General features: G+C 72.6%; 17 protein-coding genes. 9 read left to right on the plus strand and 8 right to left on the minus strand.

The window, feature by feature from the left end; all coding sequences use genetic code 11:
* Positions 1 to 678 precede the first annotated feature (678 nt).
* The gene (locus tag AC3CF1_RS15465) at positions 679 to 948 is read left to right on the plus strand and encodes an MmpS family transport accessory protein (RefSeq protein ID WP_488450714.1); all 270 of its coding nucleotides are present in this window, start codon (positions 679 to 681) and stop codon (positions 946 to 948) included.
* Positions 949 to 988: 40 nt separating this feature from the next.
* A complete protein-coding gene (locus AC3CF1_RS15470; RefSeq protein WP_354982898.1) occupies positions 989 to 2,182 on the plus strand; it encodes a pyridoxal phosphate-dependent aminotransferase in 1,194 nt (397 codons plus the stop codon).
* Here the strand turns inward: AC3CF1_RS15470 and AC3CF1_RS15475 are convergent.
* Complete coding sequence (locus AC3CF1_RS15475; RefSeq protein ID WP_141911144.1) at positions 2,148 to 2,780, minus strand: PadR family transcriptional regulator; 633 nt, start codon at positions 2,778 to 2,780, stop codon at positions 2,148 to 2,150. The two genes, AC3CF1_RS15470 and AC3CF1_RS15475, sit on opposite strands and share 35 nt — an antisense overlap.
* A 75-nt stretch (positions 2,781 to 2,855) precedes the next feature.
* Between AC3CF1_RS15475 and AC3CF1_RS15480 the strand changes: the two genes are divergently transcribed.
* Together AC3CF1_RS15480 and AC3CF1_RS15485 are read left to right on the plus strand one after the other, a co-directional pair.
* Positions 2,856 to 5,678: an FtsX-like permease family protein gene (locus tag AC3CF1_RS15480; protein WP_488450715.1), complete on the plus strand. Its 2,823-nt coding sequence runs from the start codon at positions 2,856 to 2,858 to the stop codon at positions 5,676 to 5,678.
* Positions 5,679 to 5,684: 6 nt separating this feature from the next.
* Positions 5,685 to 6,431: an ABC transporter ATP-binding protein gene (locus AC3CF1_RS15485; RefSeq protein ID WP_488450716.1), complete on the plus strand. Its 747-nt coding sequence runs from the start codon at positions 5,685 to 5,687 to the stop codon at positions 6,429 to 6,431.
* Positions 6,432 to 6,459: 28 nt separating this feature from the next.
* Here AC3CF1_RS15485 and glmM read toward each other — a convergent pair whose 3' ends face one another.
* The 7 genes from glmM to AC3CF1_RS15520 form a co-directional block, all read right to left on the minus strand.
* Positions 6,460 to 7,815, minus strand: a complete 1,356-nt coding sequence (gene glmM / locus AC3CF1_RS15490) for a phosphoglucosamine mutase (RefSeq protein WP_488450717.1) — start codon at positions 7,813 to 7,815, stop codon at positions 6,460 to 6,462.
* 116 nt (positions 7,816 to 7,931) lie between these two features.
* Entirely contained in the window at positions 7,932 to 8,405 is a 474-nt protein-coding gene (gene rpsI, locus AC3CF1_RS15495; RefSeq protein ID WP_488450718.1) for a 30S ribosomal protein S9, read from the minus strand.
* 20 nt (positions 8,406 to 8,425) lie between these two features.
* Complete coding sequence (gene rplM, locus AC3CF1_RS15500) at positions 8,426 to 8,869, minus strand: 50S ribosomal protein L13 (protein ID WP_030489638.1); 444 nt, start codon at positions 8,867 to 8,869, stop codon at positions 8,426 to 8,428.
* A 209-nt stretch (positions 8,870 to 9,078) separates the two neighbouring features.
* Positions 9,079 to 10,461, minus strand: coding sequence for a nitrate/nitrite transporter (locus AC3CF1_RS15505; protein ID WP_488450719.1), 1,383 nt, complete (start codon positions 10,459 to 10,461; stop codon positions 9,079 to 9,081).
* Positions 10,462 to 10,590: 129 nt separating this feature from the next.
* The gene (locus tag AC3CF1_RS15510) at positions 10,591 to 10,884 is read right to left on the minus strand and encodes a hypothetical protein (RefSeq protein ID WP_088950198.1); all 294 of its coding nucleotides are present in this window, start codon (positions 10,882 to 10,884) and stop codon (positions 10,591 to 10,593) included.
* Positions 10,874 to 11,131: a DUF6364 family protein gene (locus tag AC3CF1_RS15515; RefSeq protein ID WP_141911149.1), complete on the minus strand. Its 258-nt coding sequence runs from the start codon at positions 11,129 to 11,131 to the stop codon at positions 10,874 to 10,876. The genes AC3CF1_RS15510 and AC3CF1_RS15515 overlap by 11 nt, the downstream gene beginning before the upstream one ends.
* A gap of 90 nt (positions 11,132 to 11,221) precedes the next feature.
* Entirely contained in the window at positions 11,222 to 11,917 is a 696-nt protein-coding gene (locus AC3CF1_RS15520; protein WP_354982893.1) for a class I SAM-dependent methyltransferase, read from the minus strand.
* Positions 11,918 to 12,216: 299 nt separating this feature from the next.
* Here AC3CF1_RS15520 and AC3CF1_RS15525 point away from each other — a divergent pair, with 299 nt between their 5' ends.
* The 5 genes from AC3CF1_RS15525 to AC3CF1_RS15545 are packed head-to-tail and all read left to right on the plus strand — an operon-like array spanning position 12,217 to position 19,739.
* On the plus strand, positions 12,217 to 14,349 hold the full coding sequence (locus tag AC3CF1_RS15525) for a molybdopterin oxidoreductase family protein (protein WP_488450720.1): 2,133 nt from the start codon (positions 12,217 to 12,219) through the stop codon (positions 14,347 to 14,349).
* Positions 14,346 to 15,785, plus strand: a complete 1,440-nt coding sequence (locus AC3CF1_RS15530) for an FAD-dependent oxidoreductase (protein WP_488450721.1) — start codon at positions 14,346 to 14,348, stop codon at positions 15,783 to 15,785. The genes AC3CF1_RS15525 and AC3CF1_RS15530 overlap by 4 nt, the downstream gene beginning before the upstream one ends.
* The gene (gene nirB / locus AC3CF1_RS15535) at positions 15,782 to 18,307 is read left to right on the plus strand and encodes a nitrite reductase large subunit NirB (protein ID WP_488450722.1); all 2,526 of its coding nucleotides are present in this window, start codon (positions 15,782 to 15,784) and stop codon (positions 18,305 to 18,307) included. Before AC3CF1_RS15530 ends, nirB begins: the two co-directional genes overlap by 4 nt.
* The gene (gene nirD, locus AC3CF1_RS15540) at positions 18,304 to 18,651 is read left to right on the plus strand and encodes a nitrite reductase small subunit NirD (protein ID WP_488450723.1); all 348 of its coding nucleotides are present in this window, start codon (positions 18,304 to 18,306) and stop codon (positions 18,649 to 18,651) included. The genes nirB and nirD overlap by 4 nt, the downstream gene beginning before the upstream one ends.
* Positions 18,651 to 19,739 (plus strand): uroporphyrinogen-III synthase, encoded by a 1,089-nt coding sequence (locus AC3CF1_RS15545; protein WP_088950205.1) that lies wholly within the window; start codon positions 18,651 to 18,653, stop codon positions 19,737 to 19,739. Before nirD ends, AC3CF1_RS15545 begins: the two co-directional genes overlap by 1 nt.
* Positions 19,740 to 19,785 lie beyond the last annotated feature (46 nt).

A 19,785-nucleotide genomic window follows, 5' to 3' on the forward strand; every position in this document is an offset into this window, starting at 1 on the left:
CCGTCCCCGCTGAGCCCGGCCTCTCCGTTGCCACCGGATCCGACGGCACCGCCCTCCCCCGCTGGGCTCCCCGCGCCCGACCCACTGGCACCGGCCCAGCCGTGGGCACCGCCGGCGCCGTGGGCGCCAGCCCCGTGGACTCCGGCCGCGCCGTGGACCCCGTCGCCGCCCCCGACCCAGTGGACGCCTCAACCGCCGCCGACCCCGTGGACGCCCGGGCCACCGGCGTCGCCGTGGTCGCCGTCCCCGCCCGACCCGTCGGATCCGACTGCCGCCGGGCCGCCTCCGGCAGCAGGATGGCCCACGCCTGCCGGCGCGCCACCGCCCGCGCACTGGCCGCCGTCAGCCGGATGGCCGCCCCACGGCTATCCGCCGCCGTACACCTACCCCGGCCAGCCGCGTGCCAGCGGCAGCCCGACCACGAGCAGCGGCCGGATCGTCGCCATCGTCGTCGCAGTCTTCGTGGCACTGGTCCTGGCTGTCTGCGGTTGCCTCTGCGCGAGTGGTTTCCTGTTGGACAGACCCGGCTCGGAGCCGATCGCCGAGGAGCCGTGGGTTGTTCCCGACGACGGTTGGACCGCACCCACCACACGTGCCCCCATTCCGGAGTGACCCAGCCCCGCGCCCCCGACCCCGAGCAAGCAGCCGGTCACCCGACCGACGTCGGGGCCGGCCCCGGTGACGGTGGTCTACGAGGTCACCGGGTCGGGCGAGGCCGACATCGCGTACTTCGACGCCGAGAGCGACCTGATCCACGTCGACAGCGCGAAGCTCCCCTGGCGCACCACCATCCGGACAAACGGCCCGAGCCGGGTCAGGTTGGAGGCCGACTGGGTCGATATGGAATACCACGGTCTCCTCGAATGCACCGTCACGATCAGCGGCACCGGCACGCCGGTGGTCCTCAAGGAGCGGAGCTACGGCAGCATCTGGTGCGCGCCCGAGTGAGGCTGGGGTTCGGCCATGGTGTGGCCTTAGGCTGGCGCAGGTGACGAGCACCGATGTCGACCCGCTGGTGGCCCGGATGCGGCCGTTCGGCACGACGATCTTCGCCGAGATGTCCGCCCTCGCCGTGCGCACCGGCGCGGTCAACCTCGGGCAGGGTTTTCCGGACACCGACGGTCCGCCGGAGATGCTGGCCGCCGCCGCCGAGGCGCTGCGCGGCGGGCAGAACCAGTACCCGCCCGGCCCGGGGATTCCCGCCCTGCGCGCGGCGGTCGCGGCCCACCAGCAGCGGTTCCAGGACCTGTCGTACGACCCGGACGGCGAGATCGTCATCACCGCGGGTGCCACCGAGGCGGTCGCGGCCAGCATCCTCGCCCTCTGCGAATCGGGTGACGAGGTGGTGTGCTTCGAGCCGTACTACGACTCGTACGCTGCCTCGATCGCCCTGGCCGGCGCGGTCCGGCGACCGGTGACCCTGCGGCCCGCGGCCGACGGCCGGTACGCCTTCGACCCGGCGGCGCTGCGCGCGGCGTTCGGCCCGCGCACCCGACTGGTGCTGCTCAACTCACCGCACAACCCGACCGGCAAGGTCTTCACCCCGGCCGAGTTGGCGCTGGTCGCCGAGCTGTGTCAGGAGTTCGGCGCGTACGCGGTCACCGACGAGGTGTACGAGCACCTGGTCTTCACCGACGCGTCGAGCCCGCACGTGTCGTTGGCCGGCCTGCCCGGGATGCGGGAGCGGACGCTGCGCATCTCCTCGGCCGGCAAGACGTTCTCCTGCACGGGTTGGAAGGTCGGCTGGGCGAGCGGCCCGGCGGCGCTGGTCTCGGCGGTGCTGCGGGTGAAGCAGTTCCTCACCTTCGTCAACGCGGCACCGCTGCAACCGGCGGTGGCAGTGGCGTTGGCCCTGCCGGACGACTACTACACCGGCTTCCGCGACGGGCTCCAGCAGCGCCGTGACCAGCTCGTCGGTGGTCTCACCGACGCCGGGTTCGAGGTGCTCGACTCGGAGGGGACATACTTCGTCACCGCCGACATCACCGCGCTCGGCGGCCGGGACGGCGTGGAGTTCTGCCGTTCGCTGCCGGAGCGCTGTGGTGTGGTGGCGGTGCCGACGCAGGTCTTCTACGACGATGTGGAGGCGGGCCGGCGGCTGGTCCGGTTCGCGTTCTGCAAACGCCCCGAGGTGCTGACCGAGGCGGTCAGCCGGCTGCGCGCTCTGAGCCCGAGCCACTGACCGGTCCGCCGAGGGCTGATCCGGGGTCGCTCGACGACTGAGACGCCGGCGGTGTCGCGAGCCGGGTCAGCAGTTGGCCCCCGTCGCCGAGCAGCACCGACTCGGCGTCGTCCACGAACGACAGGTCGGCCGTCACGTGCCGGCTCGCCGCGGTGAGCAGCAACCCGACCACCGGGTCCTCGGCGGCACGCCGGAGGCCGTCCAGATTGCGCAACTCGCGCAGCAGGTGCCCGCGTTGGTTGCTGAGCACCGCGCGCACGGTGGCCGCGGATCCGGACCGGGCGGCGGCGGTGACCTTGAGGAAGAAGTCGTCCCGGAATCCCCCGCTGCGTGGGCTCGGCTCGGCCAGCCACCGTGCCAGCTCCGCGCGGCCGGCCTGGGTGATCTCGTAGACCACCCGGTCCGGCTTGATCGGCTGCGGCTGCCGTTCGGCGACGACCAGCTCGTCCCGGGAGAGCCGGTCGAGGATCTGGTAGAGGTGGCCGATGTTCAGCGGCCCCCACTGCGGGCCGACGGCGGCCTCGAACGATCCCTTGAGCTGGTAGCCGTGGCTGGGGCCACCAGCGAGCAGGGCGAGGACAGCGTGCTGGATCGCCATGTCACCTCCGGTACGGGCCTTGCATTGTCACAATGTATCGCGCAGAGTGGGAGAGAGCACACGGGGAGGCGCGACATGCTCGGCTTCATCTGGAGACAGCTGCGCGGCCGTGCGGGGCGGTCGGTGGCGCTGGTGATCGGCGTGCTGGTGGCCACCACCGGCTTCGTGGTCCTGACCGGCGCCACCACCACCTCCCGCCTGGACGTCACCGGCACTGTCGAGCGCAACACCCGGGTCGCCTACGAGATCCTGGTCCGTCCGCAGGGGACCCGCACTCCCCTCGAAGCCGAGCGTGGGCTGGTCCGCCCCAACTATCTCTCCGGGCTCTTCGGCGGCATCACCACCCAGCAGTACGAGCAGGTGAGGGCAGTCCCCGGCATCGAGGTGGCGGCACCGATCGCGATGCTCGGCTATTCCACCACCCTGCTGCCGACGCCGATCGACCTCACCGAGGCCGTCGACCGCTCGCTGGATCGCCAGGTCATCCGGGTCGACCCGACCTTCCACGCCGAACGTGGTCTCTCCAGCGCACCGGGCAAACCCCGGTACGTGTACGTGACCACGAAGCCGTTGATCTACCCCCGGATCGACTGGGGAACCGACAGTGACGCCGTACCGTACTCCGACGGGCGGTCCTATTCCTGGTCGGACACCTGCGGACCGACCCCGCGCGAGGTGCAGCCGGACGGGCGCAGCCTTCCCATCTGCGACCCGGGATACGGGCTGCTGGGCAACCCGGGCACCTACTCCGAGCGCGAGGACTGGTCCCTGCACGCCGTCCAACTGCTGCCCGACGGCCGGTTCCAAGCCGACTCCTACATCCTCGCGACCGACCGGGACGGCTCCTCCACACCCTCCGACCGGCTGGTGATGGCGTACGACCTGACCGTGCCGTTCCTCCTGGCTGCGGTCGACCCGGTGGCCGAGGAACAACTTGTCGGCCTCGACGAGGCCGTGGTCACCGGTCGGGCCGTGCGCACCGACGACACGGTCGCCGTCAACCGCCGGGGCACAGCGGACAACTATGAGGTCCCGGTCCTCGTCACCAACCGACCCTTCATCGACGAGTCGCTGGCAGCCAGGTTCACCCGACTCGCGATCAGCCCCGCCGGGGTGGAGGCGATCGACCTGGAGAAGACGTTGAGCCGCCCTGGCGGGACTCCGGCCGGGTCCGGTCGGTACGACCTCACCGCCGGGCACCAGGCGATGCTGACCGAGGAGCTGTCGCCGGGCGGGTGCTGCGTCGGTCAACTCCAGAGCGTCGTGCAGTCGAGCGACGTGCAGTACGACCGGCTGCCCGACGGCACCCTGCGGGCCCGTGCGCAGCCGCCCGGCAACCCAGAGGTGTACAGCCAGGAGAAGGCGTACAACCCACTGCCCCGGCCCTGGCTGGCCGACGACACCGGTTCCCGGTCGATACGGGCGCTGCCGCTACCCACCGGCGGAAGCACGGCCAATCGTTTCTGGCGGGCCGTCGGTGTCTTCGACCCGGGCCGGCTGGCCGGGTTCAGTGACCTCGGCCAACTGCCGCTGGAGACCTACCAGGCGCCGACGGCACAGGGTGCCGACGACCGCAGCCGGGCAGCGCTGGGCGGTCAGCCGCTAGCACCCAGCGGAAACCCCGCCGGCTACCTGTCGGCGCCGCCGCTGCTCCTCACCAACCTCGGCAGCGTCCCGAAACTCCTGGAAGGCGGCGGGGCACAGGCCAAGGCCCCGATCAGCGCGATCCGGGTACGGGTGGCCGACGTCGGCGGCTACAGCGAGCGCTCGGCCGAACGGGTCCGGCTGATCGCCGAGCAGATCGCGGCGCGCACCGGGCTGGACGTCGACATCACCCTCGGCTCGTCGCCCGCACCGCAGACCGTGGAACTGCCCGCGGGCTCGTTCGGCCGGCCGATGCTGCGGCTGACCGAGAGCTGGTCGGCACTCGGCGTGGCCTCGATCATCACCCAGGCGGTGGACCGCAAGAGCCTGGTGCTCTTCGTGCTGGTGCTGGTGGTCTGCGTGCTGTTCCTCGCCAACGCGGTCAGCGCGGCCGTCCGGGACCGACGCTCCGAGCTGGCGGTGCTCTCCTGTCTCGGCTGGCCGGTCCGCCGCATCGCGGCGCTGATCCTGGGCGAGGTCGCTCTCCTCGGTCTCATCGCGGGTCTGCTCTCACTGGCCCTCGCGGTCCCGCTCGGGATCGCGCTCGGCATCGACGTCGACTGGCGGCGGTCGGCCCTGGCCGTACCCATCGCCCTGCTGCTCTCGCTGGCCGCCGGCCTGGTGCCGGCGCTGCGGGCCGCGCGCACCCACCCGGCCGCCGCCCTCCGTCCCATCGTCGCTCCCGCCGGCTGGGTACGCCGGCCCCGCACCCTCTTCGGGTTGGCCCTGGTCAACCTGGCCCGCACCCCCGGACGCACGTTCCTCGGCGCCGGCGCGCTGGCGATCGGGGTGGCCGCGCTGACGCTGGTCAGTGCCGCCGCGTGGGCGTTCCGGGGTGCGATCGTCGGCAGTCTGCTCGGCGATGTGGTCTCGCTGAGCGTCCGCGGCGCGGACACCGTGGCCGCCGCGGCCACCGTGCTGCTCGGCGCCGCGGCGGTCGCGGACGTGCTCTACCTGAACATCCGTGACCGGGCCGCCGAGCTGGCGACCCTGCGGGCGATCGGCTGGACGGACGCCGAACTCGGCCGGCTGGTCGGCTACGAGGGGCTGGCGCTGGGGCTCGTGGGGTCGACGACCGGCGCGGCGGTCGGCCTGGCCAGCGCGGGTTGGCTGATCGGCACCATTCCGGGAGCGCTGCTCCTGGTGGCCGCGCTGGTCGCGCTGGCGGGCGCCCTGGTGAGCACTGTCGCCGCGCTGGTGCCCGCCGCCCTGTTGCCGCGTCTGCGGCCCGCCCGACTACTGGCAGAGGAGTAGCAGACCATGAACGAGCAGAGCGGCAGTGCGATCTCGGTCGAGCACCTGGCACGAGGATTCGGCAGCGGTGCGGACCGGTTGACGGCGGTCGACGACGTGTCCCTGACCATCACGGCCGGCTCGGTGGTGGCGCTGACCGGGCCGAGCGGGTCGGGAAAGTCGACGTTGCTGCACCTCATCGGTGCGATCGAGCAACCCGACGAGGGCTCCGTCGTCGTCGACGGCGTGGTGGTCAACAAGCTGCGCCGAGCCGCGCTGGCCCGTTACCGGCAGCGCGTGGGGTTCGTCTTCCAGCGCTACCACCTGCTGCCGGCGCTCACAGTGCTGGACAACGTGATCGCCCCGGTGCTGCCGCAACGCGGCCGGGCCGACCACGCGGCCCGGGCCCGGGAGCTGCTCGACGCGGTCGGTCTGACCGGGCGGGAGCGGGCCCTCCCGGCGCAGCTCTCCGGTGGCCAGCAGCAACGGGTGGCCATCGCCCGGGCACTGATGGGCGCACCGGGTCTGCTGCTGGCCGACGAGCCCACCGGCAACCTCGACTCCACCACCGGCGGGCAGATCCTCGACCTGCTGCTCGACCTTCGCGACCGGCACGGCATGACCATTCTGCTCGCCACCCACGAACAGGCCATCGCCGCCCGCTGCGACCGGTTGATCCGCCTGAACGACGGACGTGTCACCGAAGACCTCGACCTCACCGACGGCGAGGACCCGGCCGAGACGTACGAACGGGCGGCCCGGCTACGGCTGTGACGGCACAGCCGTAGCCGGGCCGGCGGTTTCAGCCGACAGGGCTGGCGGTGCGGACCAGCTCGGCGATCCGCTCGGCGACCTCACGGGCGGTCGCCTCGGTGGCCGCCTCGACCATCACCCGGACCAGCGGCTCGGTGCCCGACGGGCGCAGCAGCACCCGGCCGCTCTCACCCAGCTCCGCCTCGGCCCGCTCGACCTCGGCGCGCACGGCCGGCGCGGCGGCACCGACAGTCCGGTCGCCGACCGGCACGTTGATCAGCACCTGGGGCAGCTTGGTGACCACCGACGCCAGCTCGGCGAGGGACTGGCCGGTGGCTGCCATCCGGGCCATCAGGTGCAGGCCGGTGAGCACCCCGTCGCCGGTGGTGGCGTGGGCGGGCATCACGATGTGACCGCTCTGCTCACCGCCGAGCGCCAGCCCGGAGGCGCGCAGCTCCTCCAGCACGTACCGGTCACCGACCTTGGTCTCGATCAGCCGGATGCCCTCCGCGGACATCGCGAGCCGCAGCCCGAGGTTGCTCATCACGGTGGCCACCAGGGTGTCCTGGGTGAGCGTGCCGGCATCCCGCATGGCCAGCGCGAGGATCGCCATCACCTCGTCGCCGTCCACCTCGTCGCCGTCGGCGGTGACCGCCAGACAACGGTCGGCGTCGCCGTCGTGGGCGATGCCCAGGTGGGCGCCGTGCTCGACCACGGCCTCGCGCAGCGCCTCAATGTGGTTGGAGCCGCACTCGTCGTTGATGTTCAGGCCGTTCGGCTCGGCATGGATCGCGATGACCTCCGCGCCGGCCTCCCGGTAGGCGACGGGGGCGACCTCGGCGGCGGCACCGTTGGCGCAGTCGACCACGACCTTGATGCCTTCGAGTCGGTGCGGCACGGTGCTGACCAGGTGCTGGACGTAGTGGTCGGCACCGTCGAGAAGGTCGTGCACGCGGCCGACGCCGGAACCGACCGGGCGGTCCCAGGCGGTGGTGGCGTTCGTCTCGACGGCCGCCTCGATCTGCATCTCGATCTCGTCGGGCAACTTGTGCCCGCCGGCGGCGAAGAGCTTGATGCCGTTGTCCGGCATCGGGTTGTGCGACGCGGAGAGCATCACCCCGAGGTCGGCCTTGGTCTCTGCCGTGAGGAACGCCACCGCGGGGGTCGGCAGCACGCCGACCCGCACCACGTCGGCGCCGGCGCTGGTCAGACCGGCGACCACGGCCGCCTCCAGCATCTCGCCGCTGGCCCGGGTGTCCCGACCGACGACGGCGAGCGGCGGGTGGCTGCGGTCCGTCTCGGCGAGCGTGTGCGCGGCGGCCACAGCGAGCGCCAACGCCAACTCCGGTGTGAGATCCGCGTTTGCCCGCCCGCGTACGCCGTCCGTGCCGAACAACCGACCCATACCCGCCAACCTCCGATGAGCACTGCCAATGAGGAGAAAGCGGAACGGCCGACCCACCTCCCCCTAGCGGGGAGGCGGACCGGCCGTCCGTCAGAAGTACAACGCGCTGTTGAAGATCAGCGCTTCGAGTACTGAGGAGCCTTACGGGCCTTCTTGAGGCCGTACTTCTTGCTCTCCTTGACCCGGGCGTCCCGGGTCAGGAAGCCGGCCTTCTTCAGGGCCGGGCGGTCGTCCGGGTCGTTGATGATCAGCGCGCGTGCGATGCCCAGCCGAAGCGCGCCGGCCTGCCCGGTGGTGCCGCCGCCGTGCAGGTTGGCGATGACGTCGAACTGCTCGGGCTTCTCGGCGGTGACCAGCGGGTCCTTGATGAGCTGCTGGTGCACCTTGCTCGGGAAGTACGCCTCGAGGTCCTGGCCGTTGCAGGTGATCTTGCCGGTGCCCGGGACGATACGGACCCGGACGATGGCCTGCTTGCGGCGGCCCACGGTCTGGATCGGCCGGTCACCGCGAGGCGCGCGGGCGACGGGCACCGGCGCCTCGGTGGCCTCAGGGGCTTCCGGGGCGACCTCGGTCTCGGTGATGTCGGTCATGCTGCTTCCTTCGCCCGCGCTCACTGCGCGATCTGCTTGATCTCGAACGGCACCGGCTGCTGCGCGAGGTGCGGGTGCTCGGCACCGGCGTAGACCTTCAGCTTCTTGATCAGCTGACGGCCGAGCTTGTTGTGCGGGAGCATCCCCTTCACGGCCAGCTCGATGGCCCGCTCGGGGCGCTTGGTCAGCAGCTCCTCGTAGCCAATCTGCTTCAGACCACCCGGGTAACCGGAGTGGCGGTAAGCAACCTTGGTCTGGCGCTTGTTGCCGGTCAACGCAACCTTGCCCGCGTTCACGATGACGACAAAGTCGCCCGTGTCGACGTGCGGCGCGAAAGTCGGCTTGTGCTTACCACGCAGCAACGTGGCGGCGTGGGTGGCCAGGCGGCCCAGCACGACATCAGAGGCGTCGATGACGTGCCACTGACGCTCGATCTCACCCGGCTTCGGGCTGTACGTACGCACAGGTCTACCTTGTCTCGTCGTCGGTCTGGGGTCGCGCGCCGAGGTGACCAGATCTTGCAGGCCGGACCAGCGCGCACGAACGACCAAGCGTACCTGATGGGGCACGCCTCTGGATGTCGTACAACAGCAGGCAACGATACCCGGCGCCCCGTCCGCAGGTCAAAACGGGGGTGCGCTCGTGCGCGGCGACACGCCAGCCGTGGCCCAGCTCACACGTTGGCGAGCCGATCGGCCCTCGGCCGGAGGTAGACGACCCAGGTGACCGCGAAACACAACGCGTACCAGCCGATGAAAGCCAGGTAGGCGGCGTCGGCGTTGCCGGAGCCCAGGAACGACTGTCGGAACGAGATGTTGACCAGCACCCCGCCGGACGCCCCGACGGCACCCGCGATGCCGATCAGCGCGCCGGTCATCCGCCGCGCCCACCGCGCGGCGGCCTCCGGATCGCGGCGACCCGACGTCACGGCGTCCGCCGCGCGGGCCCGGAAGATCGCCGGGATCATCTTGTAGGTGGAGCCGTTGCCGATGCCGGAGAAGACGAACAGGGCGAGGAACCCGGCCAGGTAGAGCCCGAACGACCGCTCCCGGGCGGCATACAGCACGGTGCCCGCGCCAGCCGCCATCGCCACGAAGTTCCAGAAGGTCACCCGGGCACCGCCCAACCGGTCGGCCAGGTGCCCGCCCAGCGGGCGGATCAGCGAACCGACCAGCGGGCCGAGGAAGGTCAGCCAGGCGGCGTCGACCGGGGTGGGGAACCGCTCGGCGAACTGGAGCTGGAGCACCTGACCGAAGGCGAAACCGAACCCGATGAACGAGCCGAAGGTGCCGACGTAGAGCACCGACATGACCCAGGTGTGCGGGTCGCGGGCCGCCTCACGCAGCGCGCCCGGCTCGTTGCGCGCCCCGGGCACGGTGTCCAACCAGCGGGCCGCGGCCAGCGCGGCCAGCACGATCAGCGGCAGGTAGACCGCCGGCACCAGACGGGGGTACGCGGCACCGGCGGTGGCGAGGACCGCCAACCCGACCAGTTGCACCGCGGGTACGCCGAGGTTGCCGCCGCCGGCGTTGAGCCCGAGGGCCCGACCCTTGAGCCGCTGTGGGTAGAACAGGTTGATGTTCGCCATCGAGGAGGCGAAGTTGCCGCCACCGACGCCGGTCAGGCAGGCGAGCACCATCAGCGTGGAGTAGGACACCCCGGGTTCCAGCAGCACCGTCATCGGCACCGTGGGCACCAGCAGCAGGAGCGCGCTGATGATCGTCCAGCGCCGCCCGCCGAAGCGGGCCACCGCCAGCGTGTACGGCAGGCGCAGTACCGCGCCCAGTGCGGCCGGCACGGCGGTGAGCAGGAACTTCCCGGCCGGGTCGATGCCGTACGCGGGGCCGAGGAAGAGCACGGTGACCGACCAGAGGCTCCACACCGAGAAGCCGACGTGCTCGGCGAAGATCGAGGCCCAGAGGTTGCGCCGGGCGATGGGCGCGCCCGTCACCCGCCAGAAGTCGGGGTCCTCGGGGCGCCAGTCGTCGAGCCGGCGCGCGCGCCCGGTGGCAGCCGGCGGCCGGGTGGTGACTGCGGTGCTGGTGAGCGTGCTCACGGCGGCTCCTCCTCGTCGATGTGACGAGGAGGAACGCTAGGAACGCCCGGTTACCTGGCAGTGCCCGTCGCGGGTCGGCCCGGAAACGGGGACCGCACCACGGGCCGGCGGCGGTGGTGAGGTCGGTGCTCAGAGCTGTTGCAGGATGCGCAGCGCGCGGCCGACCCGGATCATGGTGTCGGTGTCGGCGACGTCCACGCAGTCGGTGAACCACTTCTTCATGGGCGAGGAGATGCGGTCGGGCATCACCACGTACCGGCCCATCGACACGGCGAGCGGCGAGTCGCGCAGCAGCGACTCCTCCACCACCTCGACCACGATCACGATGGGTACGTCGGTGGAGTTGTAGACGTCCGAGCTGACCACTAGGCCGAGGCGTTCCCGGGCGCCCTCGATGCGCCAGACCTCTCCCCTACGCAGCACGCGGTCGTCCGCCGGAGAGCAGGTCGTTGACCATGCCCGCCTCGCGGGCGTCGGCGAGAGCGGCGGACTCCAGGTCCAGACCGGCACGGCCCACGGCTGCGGCGTGCGCGGTGAACACCTCGCGCAGCGCCTTCTCGCGGGCGGCCTGGTCCATCCATGCGGAGAGCGACAGCCCTTCGCGCTTGGCGAACCGCCGGGCCTCCTCGATCGTCTCGTCGGTAAACGACAGAGTCACCTTGGCAGTCATGCCGCTGAGACTACCCACCGGTGTGACCGACAGTCATCCACGCGACCGCCCGCTCGCCCCCCGACGTAGAAACGCACATACCGGCGATGTTCACCGGGCCCGGCCGCCGAACACCGCGAAGCGCCACTCCTTGAAGTAGCAGTCGACGTCGACCAGGCCCGCCTCGGCGAGCCACCGGCACTGGTCGGTGACCGTCGCCGGCCGGTCGTGCCGCATCCGCTCCCGGGATGCGGCGATCTCCTCACCGGACGCGCCCAGCTCGGTGATCCGCTGCATCCACACCTCGTCGTAGCGACGGTCCAACTCCGGAGTCGGGCCGGCGACCTGCTCCGCGTTGACGAACACCCCGCCGGGCGCGAGTGCGCCGGCAGCCCTTCGGTACAGCGTCCGCTTGCCCTCGTCGTCGAGGTGGTGGATCGCCAGCGCGCTGACCACCGCGTCGTACCGGCCGGCGGGCAGCGGATCGGCCAGGTCGGCCCGGACCGTCCGATGCGGCACCGACCGGGCGTCCAACTGCTCGGTGGCGCGGGCGAGCATCGCCGGCGCCCCGTCGACCAGGGTCAGCCGGACACCGGGCACCGCGGCGGCCAGCAGCAGCGAGAGCAGGCCGGTGCCGGCGCCCAGGTCCAACACCTCCGGCGTACGACCGGCGGCGAGCGCGGCCCGCAGCGGTGGCGCGGCCACCTCGACCGCCGTGCCGTAGAAGGCGTCGAAGCAGGGCACGAGCCGCCTGCGCGCCTCATCGTAGGTGCCGGCCACCGCGTCGAAGACGTCCGTCACGCTCATCGCGCTCTCCCAATTAGTGAGACAACTTTCCCACATTATAAGCGAATGAACGACGCTGATGTCGTCAGCGATTCAGCTCCAAAGGATCCGGCTCGCACCTCCCACCGCACGCGAAGCCACAGCGGACTCCGCCGCAACGGAGCCGGAACGGCGGTGTCCGGGGTCGAGCCGCGCCGGGGCAGCGATCGCTGGCGACCATCCGTCCTCTGCCGTGCCCGCGTGCGGTGTGAGCCCCACTTGACAGGACCGAAACAGAAGAGACCCGGACCGGAAACCGCCCGGCGGCACGCTTTGCCGACATGACAGACGGTGCATGGTCGGCAACTCGACCGGGGCTGGCGCCCCGGGAGGTGGCGACGCACTGCCCGTACTGCGCCCTGCAGTGCGGCATGACGCTGCGCGAGGACGACACCGGAGTCTCGGTCCACCCCCGCCAGTTCCCCACCAACCGGGGCGGGCTCTGCCAGAAGGGTTGGACCGCCGCCGAGCTGCTCGACCACCCGGAGCGACTGACCACTCCCCTGCTGCGCGACCCGGCCACCGGTGAGCTGCGCCCGGCGAGCTGGGACGCCGCGCTCGACCGGGTCGTCACCGGCATCCGCGCGGTCCAGCAGGACGCCGGCCGTGACGCGGTCGCCGTCTTCGGTGGCGGCGGCCTGACCAACGAGAAGGCGTACGCGCTGGGAAAGTTCGCCCGGATCGGGCTGCGCACCCGGCACATCGACTACAACGGACGGTTCTGCATGTCCTCGGCGGCGGCCGCCGGGATGCGCGCCTTCGGCATCGACCGTGGGCTGCCGTTCCCGCTCGCCGACCTGGGCCGGGCCGACACCCTGCTGCTGGTCGGCGCGAACCCGGCGGAGACCATGCCGCCGCTGATGCGCTGGCTCACCGAGCAGCGCCGGGGCGGCGGCCGGCTGATCGTCGTCGACCCCCGGGTCACCGCCACGGCCCGCCAGGCCGACCTGCACCTGCAACCGCTGCCCGGCACCGATCTCGCGGTGGCCAACGCGTTGCTGCACATCGCCCTCACCGAGGGGTGGGTCGACCGGTCCTACGTGGCCGAACGCACCACCGGCTTCGAGGCGGTCCGCCGCAGCGTCGCCGCCTGGTGGCCGGCCCGCGCGGAGCAGCTCTCCGGTATTTCGGTGGCCGACCTCGAAGAGACCGCCCGCGCGTTGGGCACCGGCGGTCGGGTGATCATCCTGACCGCGCGCGGCGCCGAGCAGCACGCCAAGGGCGTCGACACGGTCACCGCGTACGTCAATCTCGCCCTCGCCCTCGGCCTGCCCGGCCGCGACGGTTCGGGGTACGGCTGCCTCACCGGCCAGGGCAACGGCCAGGGCGGGCGGGAGCACGGGCAGAAGGCCGACCAGCTCCCCGGCTACCGGCGGATCGACGACCCGGCGGCCCGGGAGCACGTGGCAGGTGTCTGGGGGGTGCCGGCCGACGAGCTGCCCGGCCCGGGTGTGCCGGCCTACCAACTGCTCGACTCGCTCGGCACACCGGACGGCCCCCGCGCGTTGCTGGTGTTCGGCTCCAACCCGGTGGTCTCCGCACCCCGGGCGTCCCGGATCGAGGGCCGGTTGCGCGATCTCGACCTGCTGGTCGTCGCCGACCTGCTGCTCTCCGAGACGGCCGCGCTGGCCGACGTGGTGCTGCCCACCGCGCAGTGGGCGGAGGAGGACGGCACCATGACCAACCTGGAGGGTCGGGTGCTGCGTCGCCGGGCGCTGCGCCCACCCCCACCGGACGTCCGGACCGACCTGGACATCATCTCCGCCCTCGCGGCGAGACTGGCCCCCGACGAGGCCGCGGCCACCGAGGCGGCAGCCCGGTTCCCGGCCGACCCGGCCGCCGTCTTCGCCGAGCTGCGCCGCGCCTCCGCCGGCGGGATCGCCGACTACGCCGGCATCAGCTGGGCCCGGATCGACGGCGACGACGGCGTCTGGTGGCCCTGCCCGACCGAGGACGGGCCGGACACTCCCCGGCTGTTCGCCGAGCGGTTCGCGACCCCGGACGGCCGGGCCCGGTTCCACCCCGTCGACCACCGGCCGGCCGCCGAGGAGGTCTGCTCCGCGTACCCGTTGCACTTCACCACCGGCCGGGTGCTGGCGCAGTACCAGTCCGGCACCCAGACCCGCCGGGTGACCGCGCTGCGGCGCGCCGCACCGGAGGCGTTCGTCGAGCTGCACCCCGACCTGGCCGCCCGGCTGGGCATCGACGACGGCGACCCGGTGCGGGTGACCTCACGCCGGGGTGAGCTGTGCGCCCCGGCGCGGCTCAGCGCCGGGATCCGACCGGACACCGTGTTCGCGCCGTTCCACTACCCGGGTGCGGGACGGGCCAACTCGGTCACCAACGACGCGGTGGACCCGATCTCCGGGATGCCCGAGTTCAAGATCTGCGCGGTACGGGTGGAGAAGGCATGACCGCCCGGGTGGTGATCGTCGGCAACGGGATGGCAGGTGCCCGCCTCGCCGGCGAGCTGCACGCCCGCGAAGGGGACCGGAAGGTCACAGTGCTCGGGGCGGAGCCGCACCGCGCGTACAACCGGATCCTGCTCTCCACCCTGCTGGCCGGCCGGATCGACGAGCCGGACGTGGAGCTGACCGAGGCCGCCGGGCACGGCATCGACCTGCGTGCCGGCGTACCGGTGGCCGCGATCGACCGGTCCGCCCGGGAGGTCCGCACCGCCGATGGCGAACGGATCGGATACGACCACCTGGTGCTGGCCACGGGCGCACGGGCGGTGGTGCCGCCACTGCCCGGCCTCGACCCGGCGGACCTGCCGGAGCGGGTCGTCCCGTTCCGGACCCTGGACGACTGCCGGCGGATCCTCGCCGCGGCTGACGGCGCGCGCAGCGCGCTGGTGCTCGGCGGCGGGTTGCTCGGCCTGGAGGCCGCACGAGGGCTGGCCAGCCGAGGGCTCGCCACCACAGTGGTGCACCCGAGGGAACACCTGATGGAACGGCAGCTAGACCCGACCGCCGGTGCGGTGCTCGCCGGCACCCTCGCCGGATTCGGCGTCACCGTGCAGCTCGCGGTGCCGGCGACCGGTGTGGCCGCCGACGCCACCGGCGTACGCCTCGACCTGGCCGACGGCCGGACGTTGCGCGCCGACCTGCTGGTGCTCTCCTGCGGCGTACGCCCGGACACCGCCCTCGCGCGGGCCGCCGGGCTGAGCGTCCGGCGCGGCGTGGTGGTGGACGACCGGCTCCGCACCGACGACCGGTCCATCTCGGCGATCGGCGACTGCGCCGAGCACGACGGTGTGCTCACCGGGCTGGTCGCACCCGCCTGGGCGCAGGCCCGGGTGCTCGCCGACGTGCTGACCGGGACGGACCCGCTCGCGCGGTACCGGCCCCAGCCGGTGGTGACCCGGCTCAAGGCCGCCGGGATCGACCTGGCCTCGATGGGTGACGCGGCCAGTGGCGGGCCGGGTGAGGAGCTGACCTTCACCGACCCGGCCCGGGGCACGTACGCCCGGCTGCGGATCCGCGACGAGCGGCTGATCGGCGCGATCCTGCTCGGCGACAACCCGGCCGTCGGCACGGTGATCCAGCTCTTCGACCGTGGTCATCCCGTGCCGGCCGACCGACGGGCGCTCCTGCTGGGCCGGGCACTCGGCACGGTCGGCGCGACTCCGGCCGCCTCACCGGCGCTGATGCCGGACGTGGCCACTGTCTGTCAGTGCAACACGGTGAGCAAGGGCGCACTCGTACGGAGCTGGCGCTCCGGGGCCCGGACTGTCGACGCGGTGGTGGCGGCGACCCGCGCCGGCACCGGATGCGGCGGGTGCCGGGACGCGGTGGGCGGCATCGTCGACTGGCTGAGCCAGGCGGAATCGGTGGAGGTGACGCGATGAGCGGCGGCGATCTGGTCGTCATCGGCAACGGCATGGTCGGGCAGCGCTTCGTCGACGCGCTGCGCGCCCGTGACCCGGAGGGTCGCTGGCGGGTGACAGTGCTGGCCGAGGAGCGGCGCCCGGCGTACGACCGGGTGCGGCTCTCGGCGTACTTCGACGGGGTGGGTGAGAGCGAACTCAACCTGTACACACCGCACGACGGGGTGCGGCTGCGTCTGGGCGAGCCGGCCACGTCCATCGACCGGGTCCGGCAGGTGGTGACCACCGGCGTCGGCGAGTACCGCTACGACGCGCTGGTGCTGGCCACCGGCTCGTACGCGTTCGTGCCACCGGTGCCTGGCGCGGAGCTGCCCGGGGTGTTCGTCTACCGGACCCTGGACGACCTGGCCGCGATCCGGGCGTACGCCTCCGGCCGGCGGGTCGGCGCGGTGATCGGTGGCGGGCTGCTCGGGTTGGAGGCGGCGAACGCGCTGCGGCTGCTCGGCCTGAGCACCGACGTGGTCGAGTTCGCGCCCCGGCTGATGCCGGTGCAGGTGGACCAGGCCGGTGGCGCGATGCTGCGGCGCTACGTCGACGAGTTGGGCGTACGGACCCACCTCGGGGTGGCGACCAGCGCGATCCGACCCGGCCCGGACGGGGCGGTCGCCGCACTGGAGTTGTCCGACGGTGGCGTGCTCGACGCGGAGCTGGTGGTGGTGGCCGCCGGTATCCGGCCCCGGGACCAGCTGGCCCGGGACGCCGAGCTGCCGCTGGGCCCGCGCGGCGGGGTGCTGGTCGACGCGACCTGCCGCAGCGCCGACGAGCGGATCTGGGCGATCGGCGAGTGCGCGGCGGTCGACGGCACCTGCCACGGCCTGGTCGCACCCGGGTACGCGACGGCCGAGGTGGTGGCCGACCGGCTGGTCGGTGGCGCGGCCACCTTCCCGGGCGCGGACACCGCCACCAAGCTCAAGCTGCTCGGCGTCGACGTGGCCTCGTTCGGCGACGCCCACGGCACCACCCCGGGCTGTCTGGACGTCACGTTCACCGACCCGGCCACCCGGGTCTACGCGAAGCTGGTGCTCTCCGACGACGCGCACACACTGCTCGGCGGGGTGCTGGTCGGTGATGCCAGCGCGTACCCGACGTTGCGGGCCAGCGTGGGCGGCCCGCTGCCGGCCGCGCCGCTGGCGTTGCTCGCCCCGGACGGCGGTGCGGCGGACGCCGGTGCGCTGCCCGCCGCCGCCCAGGTCTGCTCCTGCAACGCGGTGACCCGCGGCGACGTGGACACCGCCATCGCCGACGGCTGCGCGGACGTGCCGGCGTTGAAGGCGTGCACCAGGGCCGGCACCAGCTGCGGTTCCTGCGTGCCCATGCTCAAGCAGCTCCTGGACGCGGCCGGTGTGGCGCAGTCCAGCGCCCTCTGCGAACACTTCGACGTCAGCCGACGGGAGCTGTTCGAGATCGTCCGCGTACGCGGGATCCGCACCTTCTCCCGACTGGTCGCCGAGCACGGCCGGGGGCGCGGCTGCGACATCTGCAAGCCGGTGGTGGCGTCGATCCTCGCCTCGCTGGGCAGCGGCCACGTGCTCGACGGTGAGCAGGCGTCGTTGCAGGACACCAACGACCACTTCCTGGCCAATCTGCAACGCGACGGCAGCTACTCGGTGGTGCCCCGGATCCCGGGCGGTGAGATCACCCCGGAGAAGCTGATCGTGATCGGTGAGGTGGCCCGGGACTTCCAGCTCTACACGAAGATCACCGGTGGGCAGCGCATCGACCTGTTCGGGGCGCGGGTGGAGCAGTTGCCGCAGATCTGGCGGCGGCTGGTGGACGCCGGCTTCGAGTCCGGTCACGCGTACGGCAAGGCGCTGCGGACGGTGAAGTCCTGCGTGGGCGAGACCTGGTGCCGGTACGGCGTACAGGACTCGGTTGGGCTGGCCGTCGCGTTGGAGCTGCGCTACCGAGGGCTGCGGGCTCCACACAAGATCAAGTCAGCGGTGTCCGGCTGCGCCCGCGAATGCGCCGAGGCGCGCAGCAAGGACTTCGGCATCATCGCCACCGAGACCGGCTGGAACCTCTACGTCGGCGGCAACGGCGGCTTCCGCCCCCGGCACGCCGACCTGTTCGCCACCGACCTGTCCACGGAAACGCTGATCTCGCTGATCGACAGGTTCCTCATCTACTACATCCGCACGGCCGACCGGTTGCAACGCACGGCCGGCTGGATCGAGGCGATGGACGGCGGCCTCGACCACCTGCGCGCGGTGATCGTGGACGACTCGCTCGGGCTCTGCGCCGAACTGGACGCGGCGATGGCCCAGCACGTGTCGTCGTACTCCGACGAGTGGCGCGACGTGCTCGACGACCCGGACCGGCTCCGCCGCTACACCTCCTTCGTCAACGCGCCCGACGTGCCCGACCCGTCCATCACCTTCGCCCGGGAACGCGGCCAACCGGTGCCGGTGCGCGAGCACCCCCCGGGCGGATTCGAGCACCGTCGGCAACCGGTCACCCTGGGCCTACCGGAGGTACGGCGATGAACCTGACCACCAGGCTGAGCTGGACCGCTGTCTGCCCCCTCGACCGCCTGGAACCGGACCGAGGGGTCGCCGCCCTGGTCGACGGGGCACAGATCGCCCTCTTCCGCACCGAGGACGGGTTGTTCGCGATCGACAACCGCGATCCGGTCTCCGGGGCGTACGTGCTGTCCCGGGGCATCGTCGGCAGCCGCGGCGGAGTGCCGACGGTCGCCTCGCCGCTGCACAAGCAGGTGTACGACCTGCGCAGCGGGCACTGCCTCGACCTGCCCGGGGTGACCGTGGCACGGCACGACGCGCGTTGCCGCGACGGGCTGGTCGAGGTGCGGCTGCGACAGGAGGCTTGATGCGGGAAGAACTGGCGGGCTTCACCATCGGGGTGACCGCCGACCGGCGGCGCGACGAGTTGGCCGCGCTGCTCGAACGCCGGGGCGCCCGGGTGGTGCTCGCCCCGGCGTTGCGGATCGTGCCGCTGTCCGACGACACCGAGCTGCGCGAGGCGACCCGCGCGTGCCTCGACCAGCCGCCGGACATCCTGATGGCCAACACCGGCATCGGCATGCGCGGGTGGCTGGAGGCGGCCGAGGGTTGGGGGCTGGCCGAGCCGCTGCGTTCGGTGCTGGCCAGCTCGTACGTGGTTGCCCGTGGCCCGAAGGCACGCGGCGCGATCCGTGCGGCCGGGCTGCATGACCAGTGGTCACCGGCCTCGGAGAGCTGCGACGAGGTGGTCGACCACCTGCGCCGACGAGGTGTGGCCGGGCAGGTGATCGCCATGCAGCTGCACGGTGAGCGACAGCCCGAGTGCACCCTCGCGCTGGAGGCGGCCGGTGCCACAGTGATCGAGGTGCCCGTCTATCGCTGGGCCCCACCGAGCGACCCGGCGCCACTGCACCGGCTGATCGACCTGATCGCCGGCCGACTGGTGGACGCGGTGACCTTCACCTCGGCACCGGCGGCCGAGGCGCTGCTGCGGGCAGCGGGCGACCGCACCGACGCGCTGCTCACCGCGTTCCGCGGCGACGTGCTCGCCAGCTGCGTCGGCGCGGTGACCGCCGAGCCGCTGCTCCGGCGTGGGGTGCCGGTGAGCGCGCCGGGCCGGGCCCGGCTGGGGGCGCTGGTGCGGACGATCGTCGACGAGTTGCCCCGCAGGACCGTGACGTTCAAGGCCGGCGGGCACCTTCTCACGCTGCGCGGGCACGCCGCGGTGATCGACGGCGAGTTGCGACCGCTCGCCCCCGCCCCGATGGCCGTGTTACGCGCCCTGGCCCAGTCGCCCGGTCGGGTGCTGTCCCGCACGGCGCTGCTGCGGACGCTGCCCCGGGGCGCGGACGAGCACGCGGTGGAGATGGCGGTGGCCCGTCTACGGGCCGGTCTGCGCGCGCCCCGCGTGGTGCAGACCGTGGTGAAGCGCGGCTACCGACTCCGGGTGGACTGACGCGTCATGGCCGACCGGCGTGCGCCGGCCGGCCATGACCCGACGG

Source organism: Micromonospora sp. MGP-C2 (genome assembly GCF_057766525.1).